The 18,337-nt window shown below is 33.8% G+C and carries 18 protein-coding genes; 5 read left to right on the forward strand and 13 right to left on the reverse strand.

What is annotated here, in order from left to right:
- Positions 1 to 17 precede the first annotated feature (17 nt).
- On the reverse strand, positions 18 to 2,132 hold the full coding sequence (locus C6368_RS12210; protein ID WP_107039495.1) for a zinc-dependent metalloprotease: 2,115 nt from the start codon (positions 2,130 to 2,132) through the stop codon (positions 18 to 20).
- Positions 2,133 to 2,556: 424 nt separating this feature from the next.
- Here C6368_RS12210 and C6368_RS12215 point away from each other — a divergent pair, with 424 nt between their 5' ends.
- The gene (locus C6368_RS12215) at positions 2,557 to 3,078 is read left to right on the forward strand and encodes a hypothetical protein (RefSeq protein WP_107039496.1); all 522 of its coding nucleotides are present in this window, start codon (positions 2,557 to 2,559) and stop codon (positions 3,076 to 3,078) included.
- A gap of 26 nt (positions 3,079 to 3,104) precedes the next feature.
- Here C6368_RS12215 and C6368_RS12220 read toward each other — a convergent pair whose 3' ends face one another.
- Positions 3,105 to 3,953 carry a TlpA family protein disulfide reductase gene (locus tag C6368_RS12220; RefSeq protein ID WP_107039497.1) on the reverse strand — a complete coding sequence of 283 codons (849 nt, stop codon included), beginning with the start codon at positions 3,951 to 3,953 and terminating at the stop codon, positions 3,105 to 3,107.
- A 104-nt stretch (positions 3,954 to 4,057) separates the two neighbouring features.
- Positions 4,058 to 5,449 carry a class II fumarate hydratase gene (gene fumC, locus C6368_RS12225; RefSeq protein ID WP_107039498.1) on the reverse strand — a complete coding sequence of 464 codons (1,392 nt, stop codon included), beginning with the start codon at positions 5,447 to 5,449 and terminating at the stop codon, positions 4,058 to 4,060.
- Positions 5,450 to 5,529: 80 nt separating this feature from the next.
- On the opposite strand from fumC, the gene C6368_RS17405 reads away from it, so the two are divergent.
- Positions 5,530 to 5,691, forward strand: a complete 162-nt coding sequence (locus tag C6368_RS17405; protein ID WP_199851637.1) for a hypothetical protein — start codon at positions 5,530 to 5,532, stop codon at positions 5,689 to 5,691.
- A 138-nt stretch (positions 5,692 to 5,829) separates the two neighbouring features.
- Here C6368_RS17405 and C6368_RS12230 read toward each other — a convergent pair whose 3' ends face one another.
- The 6 genes from C6368_RS12230 to dut are packed head-to-tail and all read right to left on the reverse strand — an operon-like array spanning position 5,830 to position 11,516.
- Positions 5,830 to 6,201 (reverse strand): VOC family protein, encoded by a 372-nt coding sequence (locus C6368_RS12230; RefSeq protein WP_107039499.1) that lies wholly within the window; start codon positions 6,199 to 6,201, stop codon positions 5,830 to 5,832.
- Between the two features lie 22 nt (positions 6,202 to 6,223).
- Complete coding sequence (locus C6368_RS12235; protein WP_107039500.1) at positions 6,224 to 7,588, reverse strand: murein hydrolase activator EnvC family protein; 1,365 nt, start codon at positions 7,586 to 7,588, stop codon at positions 6,224 to 6,226.
- Positions 7,533 to 8,348 (reverse strand): DUF4292 domain-containing protein, encoded by an 816-nt coding sequence (locus C6368_RS12240; protein WP_107039501.1) that lies wholly within the window; start codon positions 8,346 to 8,348, stop codon positions 7,533 to 7,535. The genes C6368_RS12235 and C6368_RS12240 overlap by 56 nt, the downstream gene beginning before the upstream one ends.
- On the reverse strand, positions 8,329 to 10,068 hold the full coding sequence (locus C6368_RS12245) for a tetratricopeptide repeat protein (RefSeq protein ID WP_107039502.1): 1,740 nt from the start codon (positions 10,066 to 10,068) through the stop codon (positions 8,329 to 8,331). The genes C6368_RS12240 and C6368_RS12245 overlap by 20 nt, the downstream gene beginning before the upstream one ends.
- Positions 10,068 to 11,078 carry a sugar phosphate nucleotidyltransferase gene (locus tag C6368_RS12250; protein WP_107039503.1) on the reverse strand — a complete coding sequence of 337 codons (1,011 nt, stop codon included), beginning with the start codon at positions 11,076 to 11,078 and terminating at the stop codon, positions 10,068 to 10,070. Before C6368_RS12250 ends, C6368_RS12245 begins: the two co-directional genes overlap by 1 nt.
- A 3-nt stretch (positions 11,079 to 11,081) precedes the next feature.
- Positions 11,082 to 11,516 (reverse strand): dUTP diphosphatase, encoded by a 435-nt coding sequence (dut, locus tag C6368_RS12255; RefSeq protein ID WP_107039504.1) that lies wholly within the window; start codon positions 11,514 to 11,516, stop codon positions 11,082 to 11,084.
- Between the two features lie 341 nt (positions 11,517 to 11,857).
- Between dut and C6368_RS12260 the strand changes: the two genes are divergently transcribed.
- Entirely contained in the window at positions 11,858 to 12,484 is a 627-nt protein-coding gene (locus tag C6368_RS12260) for a carbonic anhydrase (protein WP_107039505.1), read from the forward strand.
- Positions 12,485 to 12,560: 76 nt separating this feature from the next.
- Here C6368_RS12260 and C6368_RS12265 read toward each other — a convergent pair whose 3' ends face one another.
- From C6368_RS12265 to C6368_RS12280, 4 genes are all read right to left on the reverse strand, one after another.
- Complete coding sequence (locus C6368_RS12265; protein ID WP_107039506.1) at positions 12,561 to 13,910, reverse strand: heparan-alpha-glucosaminide N-acetyltransferase domain-containing protein; 1,350 nt, start codon at positions 13,908 to 13,910, stop codon at positions 12,561 to 12,563.
- A 54-nt stretch (positions 13,911 to 13,964) separates the two neighbouring features.
- Positions 13,965 to 15,449, reverse strand: coding sequence for an oligosaccharide flippase family protein (locus tag C6368_RS12270; RefSeq protein ID WP_107039507.1), 1,485 nt, complete (start codon positions 15,447 to 15,449; stop codon positions 13,965 to 13,967).
- A gap of 143 nt (positions 15,450 to 15,592) precedes the next feature.
- Complete coding sequence (locus C6368_RS12275; protein ID WP_107039508.1) at positions 15,593 to 16,033, reverse strand: nucleoside deaminase; 441 nt, start codon at positions 16,031 to 16,033, stop codon at positions 15,593 to 15,595.
- 83 nt (positions 16,034 to 16,116) lie between these two features.
- Positions 16,117 to 16,311, reverse strand: a complete 195-nt coding sequence (locus C6368_RS12280; RefSeq protein WP_107039509.1) for a hypothetical protein — start codon at positions 16,309 to 16,311, stop codon at positions 16,117 to 16,119.
- Between the two features lie 211 nt (positions 16,312 to 16,522).
- Here C6368_RS12280 and galE point away from each other — a divergent pair, with 211 nt between their 5' ends.
- Both galE and C6368_RS12290 read left to right on the forward strand, forming a co-directional pair.
- Complete coding sequence (gene galE, locus C6368_RS12285; RefSeq protein ID WP_107039510.1) at positions 16,523 to 17,557, forward strand: UDP-glucose 4-epimerase GalE; 1,035 nt, start codon at positions 16,523 to 16,525, stop codon at positions 17,555 to 17,557.
- Complete coding sequence (locus C6368_RS12290) at positions 17,554 to 18,300, forward strand: outer membrane beta-barrel protein (protein ID WP_107039511.1); 747 nt, start codon at positions 17,554 to 17,556, stop codon at positions 18,298 to 18,300. The genes galE and C6368_RS12290 overlap by 4 nt, the downstream gene beginning before the upstream one ends.
- Positions 18,301 to 18,337 lie beyond the last annotated feature (37 nt).

The following is an 18,337-nucleotide window of genomic DNA, read 5'->3' on the forward strand; positions in this document are numbered from 1 at the left end:
GATCATTGAAACAATTTTTATTTTACAATTAGTCTTTTCACTTGCTGAGTTCCTGCAATATTTACAGTTACAAGGTAAATCCCAGCTTGAATACTTTCCGTATCTAGCATAACTAAGTTGTCTCCTGTTTGTGCTTTGATGTCATTTGATTGAATTGTTTGCCCCATCATGTTCATCAAGCTAACATTTACATTTTGGCTATTTTCCAAATTGAAAGTTACGTTTGCGCTATTTTCTGCAGGATTAGGGAAAAGATTAAACTTAAAGTTTAAAGTATTCTTTTCAAGAGCTAATACAGGTTCTTCATTTTCAGAACCAGAATAGATATTTATATCATCTAAATAGAAGTTGTTCCCACCATCAGACTCAAATTCAAATTTGAATCTAAAATTATCAACCCAATATTGAGAAGTGATATTAGTCATATGAACAGTAACCCAATCAGATTCTGATGAAGGTGTCCAATTGTTACCCGCTACTTCAGATGATAATCCATTTCCTCTAAGTGTTTTACGTTGAACCCATGATTCTCCGCAATCATTAGTGATAAATACACGCAACCATTCGTCGTTTGAAGAAGATCTTTTTCTATAGGCATATCTGAATGTTAATGTTGTCTCAGTTGTTATTGGCGATAAATCAATAGGACTTGATAATAAAGCATCAAAATTTCCAGCGTTTTGACCAAAGTTGGCAAGCTTCGCAGATTTTGCTCCTGTATAAGCTGCAGAAGAAGTGATTTCGAATGCCGCATTACCTCCATTGTTTTCAACTGTCCAGAAAGAACCCGTTAAAGAAGGAATGTAATCAAAACTTTCCATTACTGGTAAATCAACAGAATTTGGTAAAACTCTAATGAAAGCTGATTTAGTTTCTGATTCAGTATTCGTTCCATCTGTTGCAGATAGCGTTACTGAATAAACACCAGGCGTATTATAAGTCACTGTTGGGTTTTCATTTGTTGAAGCAGACGGGCTTCCACCTGGGAAAGTCCAATTCCACCCTGAGGCTCCACTATAAGATAAGTCTTCAAAAGAAACTGTACCTCCTGTACAAATTTCTTGAATATTGGCTCCAAATTCCGCTTTACACATTACATCCGGTAAATTAACTCCAGTTGCTGAAAGATTTGTAGCTATGTGCATGTTATTTCTTCCTCCTACACTGCTGTTTAATGCTGCATGCATACGTGCTTTTTGACCATTAGTGAACATTTTTGAACAGTATGAATATTCCATGAAATTTTCAACGTTATCTAAAGAACCACAAGATTCTCCGTTGACATTACAAGTTGTCCAACCAATAGTATTTGGAGTGTCAGCAATTCCATCGTCATCATTACAGTTTGAAGCTAATCCTGGGTTGTTTGTACCTCCCCAGTTGTGTGGTAAATCTAACCAGTGTCCTACTTCATGCGTTAATGTATGTCTTCCATTTGAACCTGCTGTTCCAATATCACCAACATAAGTATGTAAAACGTGGATTCCGTTTGACATTGATGCACCTATTCCATTATTTGGGCGGTAAGTATATCCAGCTGCTCCATTAATGTCTTCAGCTACATAAATGTTAATGTATTTATTTCCAGGCCAATTTCCATGTTCTGCCTGTACAGCTGCAATTCTTTGTTGACCAGAAGCACCTGATGTTGTGTTAGAAAAAGTTCTTGTAATTCCGTTAGTACAATTACCACTACCGTCTAATTTAGCTAACTTAAATTCAATTTCAACATCAGCAACAATTGGTAAAAACGCTGGATTCACGTTTGGCCACAGCGCATTTGATTTTTGATAATCATCGTTCATGTGCTGAAGCGCATTCAATACCTGCTCATTAGAAATGTTTTCAGGTCCATCTTGATGGATAATGTGAAAAACAACTGGAATTGTATAAGTTATTGCCCTTTGATTTCCGTTTGACGGAGTTAACAACTGAGGGTTATTAGCAACAAAATTTTGGATTTCTAAATCGTATTGAGCTTGATCAGCGATATGTTGAGCTCGCTCTTGTGGAGATAAAGACTCAATATATTCTACTGTTTTTTCATCCGTATGACAAGGATAAGGTTCTTGTGCATATGTGGAAGAAACTGCTCCGAAAGCGATAGCAAAACTTAGTAATATTCTTTTCATAATTATTTAATATATTTTAGCACTTGAAATATACAGACTTTTTGAGGATAATCAGCAATCCATTCTTTAAACGGTCTTATTTGTTGATTAAAACAAAATAGTGCCTTGTTTATTTATGAGTATTTCTTCAAAAATAATGAATTCAAATAGATTATTTATTCGAGTGCACATATAGATTAAACACAAAAACATAGGAATTGTTTGAATGCTAAAAAGATTTAAATTATTTGTGTGGTTAAAGTATTAATTTTGTGCTTAGGGTGTTTTCGATAAATTAAATTTTTGTAGACGATGAAAAAAGAAACCCGTTGGAAAACAACGAATAAAATTTTCGCGCAGACCTATGTCGTCCCGGTAGACCTTTTAACTAAACAGTATCCATGTAAACTCAAGTGTCGTCAACTTTTTTAATAATTTCCGTTCCATGAAATACTATTTTGATTATTTAGTTGAAAATAAAATTAGGTTTATGAAAACCTTAGGGATTTTCCTTTCAATCATCGGATTTGGGATGTTTTTAGTATATATAATGTTGAGTTTTAGGACGCTTGAGTCTAATCGATCTTTATATGGTAAGGTTTTGTTTGTAAAAATGGATACTATAAAAGAGAAGTCTCAGGCCCTTTATGCCTTAGGACATGTCAGTATTCCTGTTTTAACGATATCAATTGGTAATGCAGATTTTAAAATCAGACCACAATTTGAGCATTATCAAAAAGAATTGTATACCAAAGTCAAAAAGGGTGATTATTTAAAAATATACTATAAAAATGTTCCTGAAAACAAATACATGCCAGTTCAAATTGAACGTGATGGGGAGGTGCTGTTTCCATTTTCATTCTTTTATAATAAGCAAAGCGATTTCTTAAAGGTTGCCATACCTATTTTATTGATTTTTATAATTTCTACGATTATCTTAATTGTGAAAAGGAGGAAGATTGCTTAGGTTTTCGATTCCAACTTGTTTGAACCTTAGTCGGATATCAGAAACTTTTCTAAATTCTTAATATTACCGTAGTATTCTATTTCTGATAACGAATTAACAACTACATAAGTGGGAGTTCCGTTAATGCCAAGTGTATCAAATAAGTTTCGGTCGTTGGGGATGATTAAAGATATTTCGGTATTGTCAACATCGAAGAAATTGAGGGCTCTATCTAAATCGTCTCTTTCTAAAGGGTAATTGTAAGCAATAAATAGGGTGTCATTAGAGGAATGTTTTTTAGATAGCTTTTTAAATTCGGGAAACTCTGCTTTGCAGTAGCCACATGCGGTATCCCAAAAGTCAAATACTACAACTTTTCCGTTTAAAATTGAATTATCTACCTTTTCCTGTTTCTCATTAATTCCAGTGAACTCTATCATCTTGTATTCCTTAGTAATATTCCCCGAAAAATTCCCAAAGGAGAGATAATGAAGCCACTTGGGGTAATAGACTAACCCCATGATGAAAATAGCAATGAGATAGATTGTAGATAACGTTAGTTTTTTAATTTTTGATTGAATTTGGTGAAAAAGCAAGCCAAAGCTGATACCTAAAATAAAAACTAAATTACTTGGAAAAGATATTAGAGTTCGCTGAAAGTCAAATACATGTATCCCTAAAATAAGTACTGGTGGGATAGAGATAAGAAGAATGCTTAAGGGGATTGATTTATTTCGTTTCGAGGCTAATTTGAGCACAAATAAGGTGAAGAAAAAGAATAGCACTCCAGAGAATACAAACTTAAAACTAAATATAAAAAAAGAAAAGTAGCCAGAGGCCGAAAAGGACACCAAAAAGGTCAGTAATAAAGATGCTATGAAAATTAATATGTACATAACAACTAATATAGACTTTTCTATTACAAAAAAAAACTGCAACCAACAGATTTTAAAATCGTGGTTGCAGCCTCTCGCATTGTATATGTTGAATTAGACAAAAATTATTCTCCAATCATGTTTCTTGGGTTAACCCATTCGTCATATTCTTCAGAAGTTACATGTCCAAGTGCTAATGCTGATTCTTTTAATGTAATTCCTTTTTCATGTGCATTTCCGGCAATTTCAGCTGCTTTGTAGTAACCAATTTTTGTATTCAATGCAGTAACAAGCATCAATGAATTGTTTACCAATTCTTCAATACGTTCATGGTTTGGCTCAATTCCAACAGCACAGTTGTCTGCGAAAGAAACACAAGCATCTCCGATTAAACGAGCAGATTGCAAAACGTTAGCTGCCATCATTGGTTTGAAAACGTTCAATTCATAATGACCTTGCATTCCACCTACAGAAATCGCAACATCGTTCCCCATAACTTGTGCAGCAACCATTGTGATTGCTTCAGCTTGAGTTGGATTAACTTTTCCTGGCATGATTGAAGATCCTGGCTCGTTTGCAGGAATCATGATTTCTCCGATGCTTGAACGTGGGCCAGAAGCCATCATTCGAATATCATTGGCAATTTTATTGATAGAAACAGCGATTTGTTTCAATGCTCCGTGTGTTTCAACTAATGCATCGTGTGCTGCTAAAGCTTCGAATTTATTTCCAGCTGTAATAAAAGGTAATCCTGTAAACTCAGCAATTTTCTTTGCTACTAATTCAGAATATCCTTTTGGTGTGTTGATTCCTGTTCCAACCGCTGTTCCTCCTAATGCAATTTCAGAAAGGTGAGCCATTGTGTTGTCTAACGCTTTCAATCCGTGATCTAATTGCGCTACATATCCAGAAAACTCTTGACCTAATGTTAGAGGTGTAGCATCCATAAGGTGTGTACGACCAATTTTCACGATGTCTTTAAAGTTTTTTGCTTTCTGATCTAAAATGTCACGTAAATGTTTTACACCTGGAACAGTAGTTTCAACAATGCGCTTGTAGATAGCTATGTGCATTCCCGTAGGGAAAGTATCGTTTGAAGATTGAGATTTGTTTACATCATCGTTTGGAGCAAGTGTTTTTTCACCTTCACCCAATTTCTTTCCTGCGATTACATGTGCACGGTTGGCAATAACTTCATTCGTGTTCATGTTCGATTGCGTACCCGAACCTGTTTGCCAAATTACTAATGGAAATTGATCATCGTGTTGACCAGCGATAATTTCATCACAAACTTGAGCAATCAAATCTCTTTTTTCTTCTGCTAAAACTCCCAATTCACAATTGGTGTAAGCTGCTGCTTTCTTTAAATAAGCAAAACCATGAATAATTTCTAATGGCATTGAAGCTTCTGCACCAATCTTGAAATTGTTTCTAGAACGCTCAGTTTGAGCACCCCAGTATTTATCTGCTGGTACTTTTACTTCACCCATTGTGTCTTTTTCTACTCTATATTCCATGTTATATCGTTTTGTATTAAATTATTTTTTATTTTTACCGCGTAATTACTTACAATAATAGTTTACAAAAATAATATATCATGAGTATTTTCGGTATTGTTATGTTTCTTTTAATTGCAGGGATGGCTTTTTGGCTATTACTTTTCTTAATGGCATTCGTTGTTCCTTATTGGATTACATTAGGAGCAATCGAACAAATGCGTCCAAAGAAAGTTTTTGACGACGAAGACGATAAAGCGTAAGAACCTGTATTAATGTAATATTACTGGGAATTCGAAAGAGTTCCCTTTTTTGCGTTTAAGATTTTTTATTGCTACTACGAGATTTAGATCCGAAACCATGAGTTAAGAATTCTCGTAAACGCTTAAGAAACTCTGTACTTATCTTTCCAAGGTCAAAACCACACCATATCCATCAGGGTCTTTAAATTCGATACCATTTAAACACCAATATGGATTTTTTGATTTTACAGGAAATATTTTAAGTTTCTGAGCTCTTTCTTTTATTTCATCAATTTTTTCAATCGATTCTAAATACAATACAATTAAATCGTCATCATCTGGAATATGAAGAGCTTCTTCATTCGATTCTGTAAATTCTATATGCCAATCTTTATTCGGAAAGCCAAGAAATACTCCGTTGTAATAGGAGTGGTTTTTAAAAGCTCCTAGTTTTTCTAATCCAATGATTTTGGTGTAAAAATTAATTATGGAATTCAAATCGTTTGTATGTCTAGCGTATCTAAATTTCACCTTTTATGTTTGAAATGCGTTTCTACTTAGCAATCCACAAATTCGGATTCAACTGACTCACAGAATTTCCTTTTACATGATGTACTTCGAAATGCGCAACTGAAATATCTCCAGATGGATTTGGTAGCAAGGATCCGATTGCTGTTTTCGTATTCACAACACTTCCTCTTGTTACATAAACATCTTGAAGATTAGAATATACTGTTCTATAATCACCGTGTTTAATAATCACCACTTTCCCGGCGCCTGGAATATTAATCACACTCGTTACTTCACCTTTAAATACAGCCAACACATTTGCATTTTTAGCTGTTCCTATATCTAAACCATTGTTTTGAGTATATACTCCTGGTAATGTGGGATGGCTATTTTTTCCATAGTTTTGTGTAATTGAACCTTTTTCAACTGGCCAAGGCAATTTACCTTTATTAGAAGCGAAACTTTCACCAATTAAAGCGCTTTCAGCTGTTAACGAAAATTCTTTTACAGGTTTTTTCGGTGCTTCTTTTTCTACTGTAGGTGTGTTTGGAGATTTTTTAGCTTCTTCTGCTTTACGTTTAGCTTCGGCAGCTGCTGCTTCACGTCGTTCTTTTTCTATTCTGGCACGTTCAGTAGCAATTTCTTTTTGAATTGCAGCGGCAATTTCTTGTCTTAAACGTTCTTTATCTTGTTCTTGCTTTCTCAACTCTCTAAGCAATTCATCCTCTTGCTCTTTAAAGCGCTGGTAAATTTCTTCTTTTGCTTTTTTCGTCTTGATTATTTCAGCTCGCTCAATTTTCTTTTGACCGGCCAATTCAATTTGCTTCTTTCTTTCACCATCTAATTCTTTAATCTCTTCTTTTAGTAGAATAGCATTCTGTTGAATTAAGCGCATTTGCTTTTGTTGAATTTCAGCTAATTTTTCTAGGTATAGTTTTCTTTTTAATGCTTCTTCAACAGTGTTTGCACTAAAAATGAACATCAAATCACCGTATTTATTTCTTTTTTTATAGGCATAAAGAAGAAGCTGTGCATATTGCGTTTTCAACCTTTCGATTTCAGCATTTAGTTCTTGTATTCGACCTTCTTTTTGTTCAATTTTTAATTCGGATGAGCGAATTTGATTGTCGATGTTGCGCAACAATTGCTCACGGTATTCAACTTGACGTTCAATTAGATTTACTTCTTCAAGTGAAAGTCGGGTGTTTTTTTTAGATTTTTCAAGTAAGGTCTTAGTCGTAGAAATTTGTTGTTCAAGTGCTTTTTGTTCATTTTTTAAACGTTGAGAACCAGGCTGTGCCCATAAGTTAGAGGGAACAGCAAAAAACAATAGCGCAACTAATAAAATAAATCTATTCACACCTTTCATATTTATTCGGTATTGCCAAATATAGTACTCTTGGATCATTCACACTCGATTTGTTGTATTTAAAATCAACATACAACTTATCTCTTGGGGTTTCTACATTAATGTCTCCTGATTGAGGAATGCTATAACCTTCTTGCATTTCACGATCATAATAATTTATAGTAATTGTTGTGGTGTCTTTTGGACTATCAATAATCATCTTTGATAAAGATTTTGTGTCTTCGCTCATGAAATATCGAATCTTAACCTCATTCTCGTCTTCATGTTGCCAAACTCTTCGTTTTGTAGTTGAAGCAATTACATAGTTGTATGGATCTTTGACTAAATGATAGTCAAAGTTCTTTTTGTCCCAAGCAACTGGCATTCCTAAAATTAATTCCTCAATGTTTTTATGCTTAAAATCTATTCCAAACGTTTTTTTAAGATAAGCCATGTCTTCAATCATGTAACAATTGTTTCGTTTGTCTACCATTGTTAAGGTATCTGGAGTTACCATGACATTGTAAATCGGAATTCGTGCAAATGTTATTAATGCATGTAAAGCACTATCGGCAACCATTCGAATAGATGTTTTAAATGAAACATTGAACTTGCTATCAGAGTATTTTGAGTTCAGCTTGGCATAATAATGATCTGGACGTTGTTTAGATAAACTATCAAGACGATCAACAAAAACCTCCTCCCTAACTTTAGATAATTTTTCTTCATTTTCTAAGTCAGCATTTCTTCTACTTCCACAAGAAACAAGAGAGGAAAGTAAAAGAATGGAGAAAATATATTTAGTAATATTTTGGAGCATATAATTTTTCTTCGTTAATCTTCTTAATTAAATTTTGATTTCTTGATTCAGATTTCTGAGCAGCTTTCCAAGCTTCTAAAGCTTTGTTTAAGGATTGATTTTGAAAGTGAAGATCTCCCAATAAGTCCAATAATTCTGCTTTGTATAGTTCTTTTTTTATTCCAATCTCCAAGATTTCAATTCCTGCACTATATTTCTGAGAATTAGAAGCCATTATTGCTTTCGCTAAGAAATAATCACGCGTTTGGTTGCTTTCAGTTATTTTATTTAAAATTTCGTTGGCAACCTCATCAGCAATTTTTGCCTTACTTAATGCCAAGGCATAAGCAATTTGAATACTTTGATCATCTGCATTATTAATCATTGCTTTTTCAAATGCAACTATTCCTTTTTTATATTCTTTGTTGTGAAAGTAGATTTCACCTTTTCTCATCGAGAATAGGGATTCTTTCTTTTTATCGTCTAAAAGATAAATTTCTCCAGCTGCTAAAAGTTGAATGGCTTCCTCGGGATTATTTGAATATAGAGCGCCTTCCGCCGTTGCAAAATAAATGACCGGTAAAGTGGGGAAAAGTGCTAAAGCTTTGTTTCCATCTTCGTAAAGAGCAGGATAATCCATATAATTTGACTCCACTGCAAATGCTAATTTCCAAGCTTCAAAATTATTAGGGTTGTCAACAGTTGCTTTTCGAGCAACTGAAACTGCTTTTTTACTTTGGTTGGAAGTGATTAATGCTTTAACATATCTAGATGCAATTTCAAAATCTTCGGGATATGATTTATACAACTCCTCAGATGCATCAAAAATCATTGGGTCACCAGCTTGTTTTAAATCTTGAATTTTTTTAAAAATAAATAGCTTTTGCTTTATTTCAATTTGATTATTTTTTAAAAGTTCAGGAGCCAATTCTAAAAACTCTTTATAGTTTTCTTGTTCGATAAGATTATTGGCCAAAACAAATTGAGCCATTCCATTATCTGGATCGTTTTGAGCTAATTGCTCGATGAGGTTTATTGCTTTCTTTTTCTCTCCTCGTTGCTCATAAAAAGCAATTATATTTCCTAGAACCTCTTTGTTCTTAGGATATTCTTCTTTTAATATTAAGAGTGTTTCTTCTGCTTTATCATAGTTCTTAATTTCAACATATAAATCGGCTTTCATGATCATCAACTCAGGAACTACGCCTGTTTGACTTTGTAGCGTATTAAGTTCATCAATTGCCAATTGGTAAGCCTTGTTGTAAATTAAAACCTTGCTGTACCCATATCTGAAATCCAAATTTCTAGGCTCACGTTCGCACATTTCCTTAAAAAGAATTTCAGCTTGTTCAAAATTGGCCCTTTCAAAATGGATATAGGCCAATTCTTGCAGATAAGTAAGGTTTGATGGATCTAAGTCGTAGGCTTTTTGAAAGTTTTCCAGAGCCGCCGAAAAATTATTTTCAACTTTAGCAATTTCAGCCAAGCCAAAATAGACTGCGTCATCATCTTGTTTTATTTCCAAACAAGCATTAAAACGTTTTTTAGCTTCTGAGTAATTTCCCGAGATCTTTTCACGTATTGCTTGGTGAAATTGTTCAATGTAAGGATAGTCGCGAGATGAGAGCGCGTTTATATCATCCATTGCTTGTTCTTGCATAGATTTTTCCTTTTCCCCTTGACCAAAAAGGGGTGCAAGGGGAAAAAGAACTAAAGATGATATAAAAAGTAGTTTTCTCATTAAATATCCATCGTACTGTAATCTCCAACGCTTAGATTGTCTGGAGTTTTCGAAATTTTCGCATGATTACCAATCATAGAATCCATTAAGTTAACATTTTCTACAGTGGTTTTAGATTGAATAATCGTATTTTTAATTACACTACCATTCACAGTTGAATTTGCACCAATTGAAACATGTGGTCCTACAACGCTATTGTTTAAAACAACATTCTTGCCAATAAAACAAGGTGGAATAACAACACTGTTGTTGATTTTTGCCGAAGCATCAATCATATCGATGTTTTTTTCACTATCGAATTCTAAAACACGTTGATTCGCATTTACGGTAACTACTTTATTTCCACAGTCTAACCATTCGTTAACTTGACCAGGCTTAAAGATTTTTCCTTTTTCAGTTAATCTTCTCAAAGCGTCAGGCAATTGGTATTCACCTCCTTTAATTACGTCATTCTCGATTAAATAATCTAATTCTGTTCTTAAATCTGCTCCTTCTTTGAAATAGTAAATTCCAATCATTGCTAAGTCTGAAACGAAAGTCTGCGGTTTTTCCACAAAATCAATAATTTCATTCTTTTCATTCATTTTAATTACTCCGAAAGCAGAAGGGTCATCAATTTGTTTTACCCATAAAATTCCATCGTCGTTTGGGTCAATTTTGAAGTCTGCTTTGAACAAAGTATCTGCAAATGCTACAACAACAGGTCCGTCTAACTTCTCTTTAGCACACAAAACAGCATGTGCAGTTCCCAATGGCTCGGTTTGATAATGAATACTTCCTTTCGCTCCTAAACTATCAGCAACTTGCAATAATTCTTTTTCGGCCTCAGCTCCAAAATCACCAATTACAAAAGCAATTTCTTCAATTGGCTCGCTACAAACTCCTGCGATATCTTCAACAAGACGATGAACAATTGGTTTTCCTCCTACCGGAACTAGTGGTTTAGGTACTGTTAAAGTGTGTGGTCTTAAACGAGAACCTCTTCCCGCCATTGGTACTATAATTTTCATAATTTATTTTTTTCCAGTGCTTCCAAAACCGCCTTCCCCGCGGTCGGTATCTGATAATTCTTCAGTTAATATAAATTCAGCTTGCTTTACTTTTGAAAAAACAAGTTGAGCAATTCGGTCTCCGTCTTCTATTACAAATGGGTCTTTTGAAAGGTTCACCATAATCACCCCAACTTCTCCGCGATAATCTGCGTCGATTGTTCCAGGGCTATTCAATAAAGTAATTCCGTGCTTTATTGCTAAGCCACTTCTTGGTCGAACTTGGGCTTCATATTTTTCAGGGATTTCTAAAAATAACCCAGTTTTTATTAATGTACGCTCCAAAGGTTGAAGTGTAAACGTTTCCTCTATGTTTGCTCTTAAATCCACGCCAGCAGAAGCTTTTGTTTCATATTTTGGCAATTCATGTTTCGAACGATTAATGATTTTTACTTTCATTTTTCCCTATCTGTTAGTTATTGAACGCTTCCTGTGAATTAATGAAATGAATTCCATTTTTTTACAGGCTTCAAAATTAACTTTTTTTACTGAAATTCCTTTTTAGATATACGGTTTTCTTGATTTATGAAAGATTCTTTAATGATTTTTATGATACCGCTCTTAATTGTGAATTATGAGTGGCTAAAGTGTAAGGAACAATTTTATTATTCTTTAATACAAAGTTTAAATGTTGATGATGCAATATGAATTAACTACTGTATGAAAACAATTGTTTTCATACATGAGACTTAGGTGACAATTATTATTTGATTACATTCGTTTCATTAAAATAAACAACAATGGACATAAATAATATTTTCAAAAACAACGAAGAATGGGTTCAGTCAAAATTAGATGTTGATTCCAATTATTTTGACAATCTTTCAAAAGGGCAGAGTCCTGATATTCTTTATATTGGGTGCTCAGATAGTAGAGTAACTGCTGAAGAGTTAATGGGAGTTTCTCCTGGAGAAGCTTTCGTACACAGAAATATAGCAAACATGGTTCCGAATACAGATTTAAATTCGATGTCTGTAATAAATTACGCTGTTGCCCATTTAAAAGTGAGTCATGTTGTGGTTTGCGGTCATTATTATTGTGGTGGAGTAAAAGCTGCAATGGAATCACAAGATTTGGGTTTACTTAATCCATGGTTAAGAAACATTAGAGATGTTTATCGAACTCACAAGGAAGAATTGATGGGGATTTCTGATGATGAATCTCGCTATAAAAGATTGGTTGAGTTAAATGTTGCAGAACAATGTATCAATGTAATTAAAACTGCGGAAGTTCAAAAAGCATTTCGAAGTAGAGGAATCCAAGTACATGGTTGGGTTTTTGATATTCACTCTGGAAAATTGATTGATTTAAACATTAATTACTCTGAAATAATGAAAAACGTGATGGAAATTTATCATTTGGAATAAGTTTCTCAAACAATTGTTTTACCACCATTTCAACTGTTATTTTAAGGACCTATGGTTTCTAATCAGGCTTTAGCGATTAATTTCTTTTTTTCCAAAAGAATAATTTATCATAATACTTTTGAAATACTTCAATATACTTTACGAAATATACGAATGTCATGATAAATCCAATTGCTCCAATTATTGAAAACCATGGAGTTAAATTTTTGTCGAGATAAGTACTTAATCCAAATCCGAACAAGCCATTGTAAAGAATGATTACGTGAACAATGTAAATTGAAAGCGTATTTTGACCAACTTTAATGAATAAGTTATAATTCCAATTGACAAGTTTCGCAGTGATTATTATTACAGAGATAAATAAGAATAAGTGACCCAAAGCATAGAGAGAAAAAGTAGGGAGAATTGTGAATTCATTTCCTGAAAGTAAAGTGTAAAAAATGATTGTTAATCCTGAAATACCAAAAGTAATTGGTATAATCCAGCTTTTTAAGAATGCTAATTTTCTGTGGTAGACAATCCTTAAATAGCGTTTGTGCTTTCCTAAGAAAATAATGACGGCAAGAACCCAAATTACTTGTCCAAATCTAGCAAATAAATAACCTAATCCATAGAATGGTTTTATCCCTGAAATATTTAATAAAGCAGGTTGGATTATTTTTAAAATGTTGTCTGAAAATAAATTTAAAACTAATCCAGTAATAAAGAGCATCAAAGGAAACTTGTTTGTGTAAACTTTGTCAGGGTTCTTGCTTACATATGCGCCTATCATCGCTCCAAAAATTACAAACCCCACCCATGGAAATAATGGAAATATTGATTTGAAAGCTACCTCTCGAGAGGTTGAGACAAAGATGTTTTCAATCAATGGGTGAAATGCTGAGAAATCTAAGGCGTAAATGGTGGGTCTTAAAATAAAAACAAGCGTACCGCAAATACCAAACCACCAAGTTAAAGGAACGACTTTGATTAAGCGATTTAGTCCATAAAGTAGGATTACTGTGATTAAAGAGGCTCCAATACATTGTAAAACGTGGAAAATATACATGTAACCACTAAAAGTGTAAGAACCATTTTCTATCACTCCTTTAAAAATAAAATACAGATTGAGTTGCAGCGCATAACCCCAAAGAATTAATTTTAGACCTCTGTTCAACCCTTTTTTGACACGTTTGTTTTTGAAAAATGGTTCTTTTTTACGCACTAAAAGATAAGTAAAAACTAATCCTGAAACGGTAAAAAATAATGGTGCTGTTAAACCACGGGTGAATCGCCAAATATCATATAATAGTAAATCATTTCCTCTGTGATTTTCGGTTAAAGCCATCACAATAAAATGTCCTTCCAACATCATTAATATCGCAATGGATCTTGCGATATCAATAAATACTAAACGATTATGAACGTTTCCTTTTGCTAGTAACATTTAGAAGAAGTTTCTCTGTGTATTTACTTTAATAAAGTGCAAAGATAATCTGAATTAATGGGATTTAGCAACTGCTTTTGGTTTTTCCATCCAATAGACCAATCCAACGTAGAATAATATGAAAATATTGTGAATAATAAATTGTAAAACCCCCGCTTCAATGTCAATCCACATAAGAATGAAATAGATAAGAATAGCAGCAATACTGTACAATCCAAACTTTCTGAGATTGTATGGAATAGGGTAGTGTTTTTGACCAAGTAAATAGGAAGCTACCATTTGACCACCATAAACAAAGAATGTTGCCCAAGCACACGCCATATATCCATAAATTGGAATAAAAATAAAGTTTAATGTGATGGTCAAAACTGCTCCACCCATGGCGATATAAGCTCCGAATTTTGTTTGTCCGCTCAATTTATACCAAATACTTTGATTGATGTAAATTCCTGAAAACACGTTGGCCAACAGCAGTATAGGAACAATTCTTAATCCTTCCCAATAATCTGGATTAGGAATAAAATATTTGAAAATATCAATATTTAAAGAAACCCCTAAAAAGCTGAGGAAAACTGCTCCTACGAAGTAATTCATTACTTTAACATAGGTTTTGTTCCTGTCTTTACTTTTTGATTGAGCAAAGAAAAATGGCTCTGCAGCATAACGATAAGCTTGTAAAAAAATCGTGACCAACATCGCTAGTTTATAACTTGCACTGTAAATTCCAACCTGAGATTCAGCATAAGTTAATGCGGCTTCCGTGGTTAATTCACCAATGGAATTTTGGAAAGTAATGTGTTTTAGTAAAATTCGGTCCAGAGTTTCATTGATAATAAAAGCGAATCCAGCAATGGCAATTGGGAAGCTATATTTGAACATAGAACGCAATAATTCTGTGTCCCAGATCCATTTTAATGAAATAAAATCTTTGTATAAAAAGATAGGTTTCACCAGTGATGCGATCAAATTAACGATTAAAATAAAACGAATCCCCACTTCTGCGTCATCTACCTTAGGTTCAAAAACAAGTAACATGAGGATTAAATTCAACCCAATATTCAACCCAATTCCAGTCAGCTGAATAGTAACAAATTTCTTGGCTTTTTCTTCTGCACGAAGCTTGGCTAACGGAAGGGCTGAGGTGGCATCGATGACCACAATTGTCGCAAGCAGAATAATGTATTCTGGATTTTCGGAAAAGAGCATTGCGTCTGCAATCGGACCATTGAAAACCAAGACTAATAGGAGAAAGATAGCGTTAATGAGAACTATGCTCAGCATAGAGTTTCTAAATATCTTTTCTTTATTCTGGGGGTGATCAGAAAGAAACTTGAAAAAAGCGGTTTCCATTCCAAATGTTAGCAAAACCATTATGAAGGCAATCCATGCGTAAAGTTCAGAAATCACTCCGTAATCGGAGGGTTCTATAAAAACGGAAACATATAAGGGAACCAACAAATAATTCAACAATCGTCCTACGATACTCGATAAGCCGTAAACCGCTGTTTGTCCTGCTAATTTCTTTAAAGGGTTACCCATGGAATTTTAAAATATGAGCGCTAAGTTAAATGGATTCTTTGAAAATGAGTTTATATAGGAATTGTTTTGTGTTTTTTGTGAAGCTGGAAAACGATGTTATGAAATTCGTTGTTAGTCAACCTAACTCATCTAAATCAATCTATTTAGCGTTTACTTTTAAAGAAATTCCTCATTAAATCAGAGCATTCTTCAGCGAGAATTCCACCCACAATTTCTGTTGTTGGGTGTAAAATGTTTTCATAGCGCAATGCTCCGCGTCTTTCATCTTTTGCACCATAGACTATTTTACTAATTTGAGACCAATTTAGTGCTCCTGCACACATTACACAAGGTTCTAAAGTAACATACAGTGTACATTTTTTAAGGTATTTTCCGCCTAGAGATTCAGCTGCAGAAGTAATGCTTTGCATTTCGGCATGAGCAGTAACATCATTCAATTGCTCGGTAAGATTATGTCCTTTCGCAATAATTTGGTTGTTAGCTACGATTATAGCTCCAACAGGTACTTCATCCAATTCATAAGCTTTTAGTGCTTCATCAATGGCTTTGCGCATAAAGTAAGTATCGTCGTAAGGAGAAATCATATCTAGAATTTATTTTGCCATTTATGGATATACAAAAGTAACTGGATTTTATAGTTGATAGAAGAATCCCTAGAGAAATTGATTTATTCCAATTCAATATTTTCCATATTTAAATCAATCTGATCAATTTCTTTTTCAGATTTACTTGATTGGTCGTTGAAAAAGATGAGGAATAATAGAACAGTAATAATGATCGAATAAATTAAAAAACGGATCAACATTTTCCAACTTTTTGAAAAGTTTTGATGCTTTTTGAAATCGAATTCTGGCTTGTTCATTTTAATTGAAAACTGATTTTTTTCTATCACGCGAAATTAATACAATTGTTTATGAATTGGTCATGGCATGAGGATCATGTTTAAACGATACTCAGAATAACTCCAAACAATGATGAATTGTGTTCACTTGTGTCTGGTCGGAAACAGACACGAATTATCCCTTTGTAAACTTTTAACTCATTATCTATTTCTAAATTCTTATTTTTGGATTATGAATACTGAGAAAAAACATATTTTAGTAACAGGTGGAGCAGGTTACATAGGTTCTCACACTGTTGTAGCTTTAATAGAAAAAGGCTATACGCCAATCATAATTGATGATTTTAGAAATTCTAATAAAGATGTTATTCTGAGGTTGGAGAAAATCACGAATAGTGAAATAATTTATTTTAATGTTGCCTGTCAAGACACTTTCAGGCTAAAAGGTGTTTTTAGTCAATTTCCAATTGAAGGAATAATTCATTTTGCTGCCGATAAAGCGGTTGGGGAATCAATGGAAAAACCACTAATGTATTTTGATAATAACTTTGGCAGTTTAATCAGTATGCTAGAACTAGCCAAGGAATTTGAGGTAAAAAGCTTTGTTTTCTCATCTAGCTGCACGGTTTATGGAGATCCAAAGCAAATTCCAGTCAATGAACAAAGTCCGGTATCCTATAATTCACCTTATGGATTTACTAAAAAAGTGAGTGAAGAAATGATTGAACAATTTGTTAAGAGCTGTCCAATCGTTAAAGCAACTTTATTGCGTTATTTTAATCCTGTAGGAGCTCATGAAAGTGGAACAATTGGTGAAGAACCAGACGGAAAACCAAATAATTTATTGCCGTTTATTACACAAACCGCAGCTGGAGTTAGAGATGAATTGACCGTTTTTGGTAAGGATTATGATACACCTGATGGAACTTGTATTCGAGATTATATTCATGTTGTTGATTTGGCAGAAGCACACGTTGCGGCATTAGAAATGTCAGATTCAAATGAAGTTAATCCAAAGGTTTTCAATGTAGGCACAGGTAAAGGAACCAGTGTTTTAGAAATGATTAAAGCCTTTGAAAAAATTACAGGAAAAGAATTGCCATATAAATTTGGACCAAGAAGAGATGGAGATATAAAGGAAATCTTTGCCAATACTGATAAAGTGAATAAAGAATTGAAATGGACATCTCGTAAAACTATTGAGGAAGCTATCTCGAGCTCTTGGACTTTTGAACAATATATTCGTGAATTAAGAAAAGAGGCATGAAAAATTTAAGTTTATTGATAATTCTTTTTTTTTACTCTACAACACTTTTTGGTCAATACCAAACTAAGGAGGAGGGCTTATATTCTCGATTTAGACCTGGAGTAATGTGGTTTTTCAGTGGTTTAGAACCTTATGATGCTGAAAAACTTCGTAAATATGATCGTTTAATCGTTGATGTGGTTTATAATGATTGGTATGGAGATAGAGATTATTTATCAAGTCCAGCCGCATCAATTGGGTTCAATACTTCATTAATGTTTGACGTTGTAATGACCAATAGAAACACCTTGAGCTTCGGTTGGGGGATAGGTTTCAGTCATTACAATAACAAAAGCAAAATTCAATTTACCAGAGATCTTGAGAATGAAAACACGCTTATATCAGATTTTCCTGAGGGAAATGAACCAAAAAGTTCAAAATTTGGAGCAAACTATATTGAAATTCCGTTAGAACTAAGATTCAGAACCAAAGGATATAAGCATTTTAAATTCATGGTGGGAGGAAAGATAGGGTATCGATTAAATTCCTTTTCGAAAGTTACGGAAAGAATAGAGGGTAAAAACTATGCTACAAAACAATATAATTTTGCAGATTCAAATCCATTGAGGTATGGTGCAACAGTTAGAATTGGAATTCGTAATTGGGCAATCTATGGAGCATATTATTTCTCGCCATTATTTACAGGAAGTGGGAGCGCTGATTTGACACCATTGGAGCTGGGAATTAGTATTTCATTGTTTTAGTAATTGCTTCTTTGTTAGAAGAATGAATAAATATTAA

It is taken from the genome of Brumimicrobium mesophilum, from assembly GCF_003025005.1.
Lineage (GTDB): Bacteria > Bacteroidota > Bacteroidia > Flavobacteriales_D > Crocinitomicaceae > Brumimicrobium > Brumimicrobium mesophilum.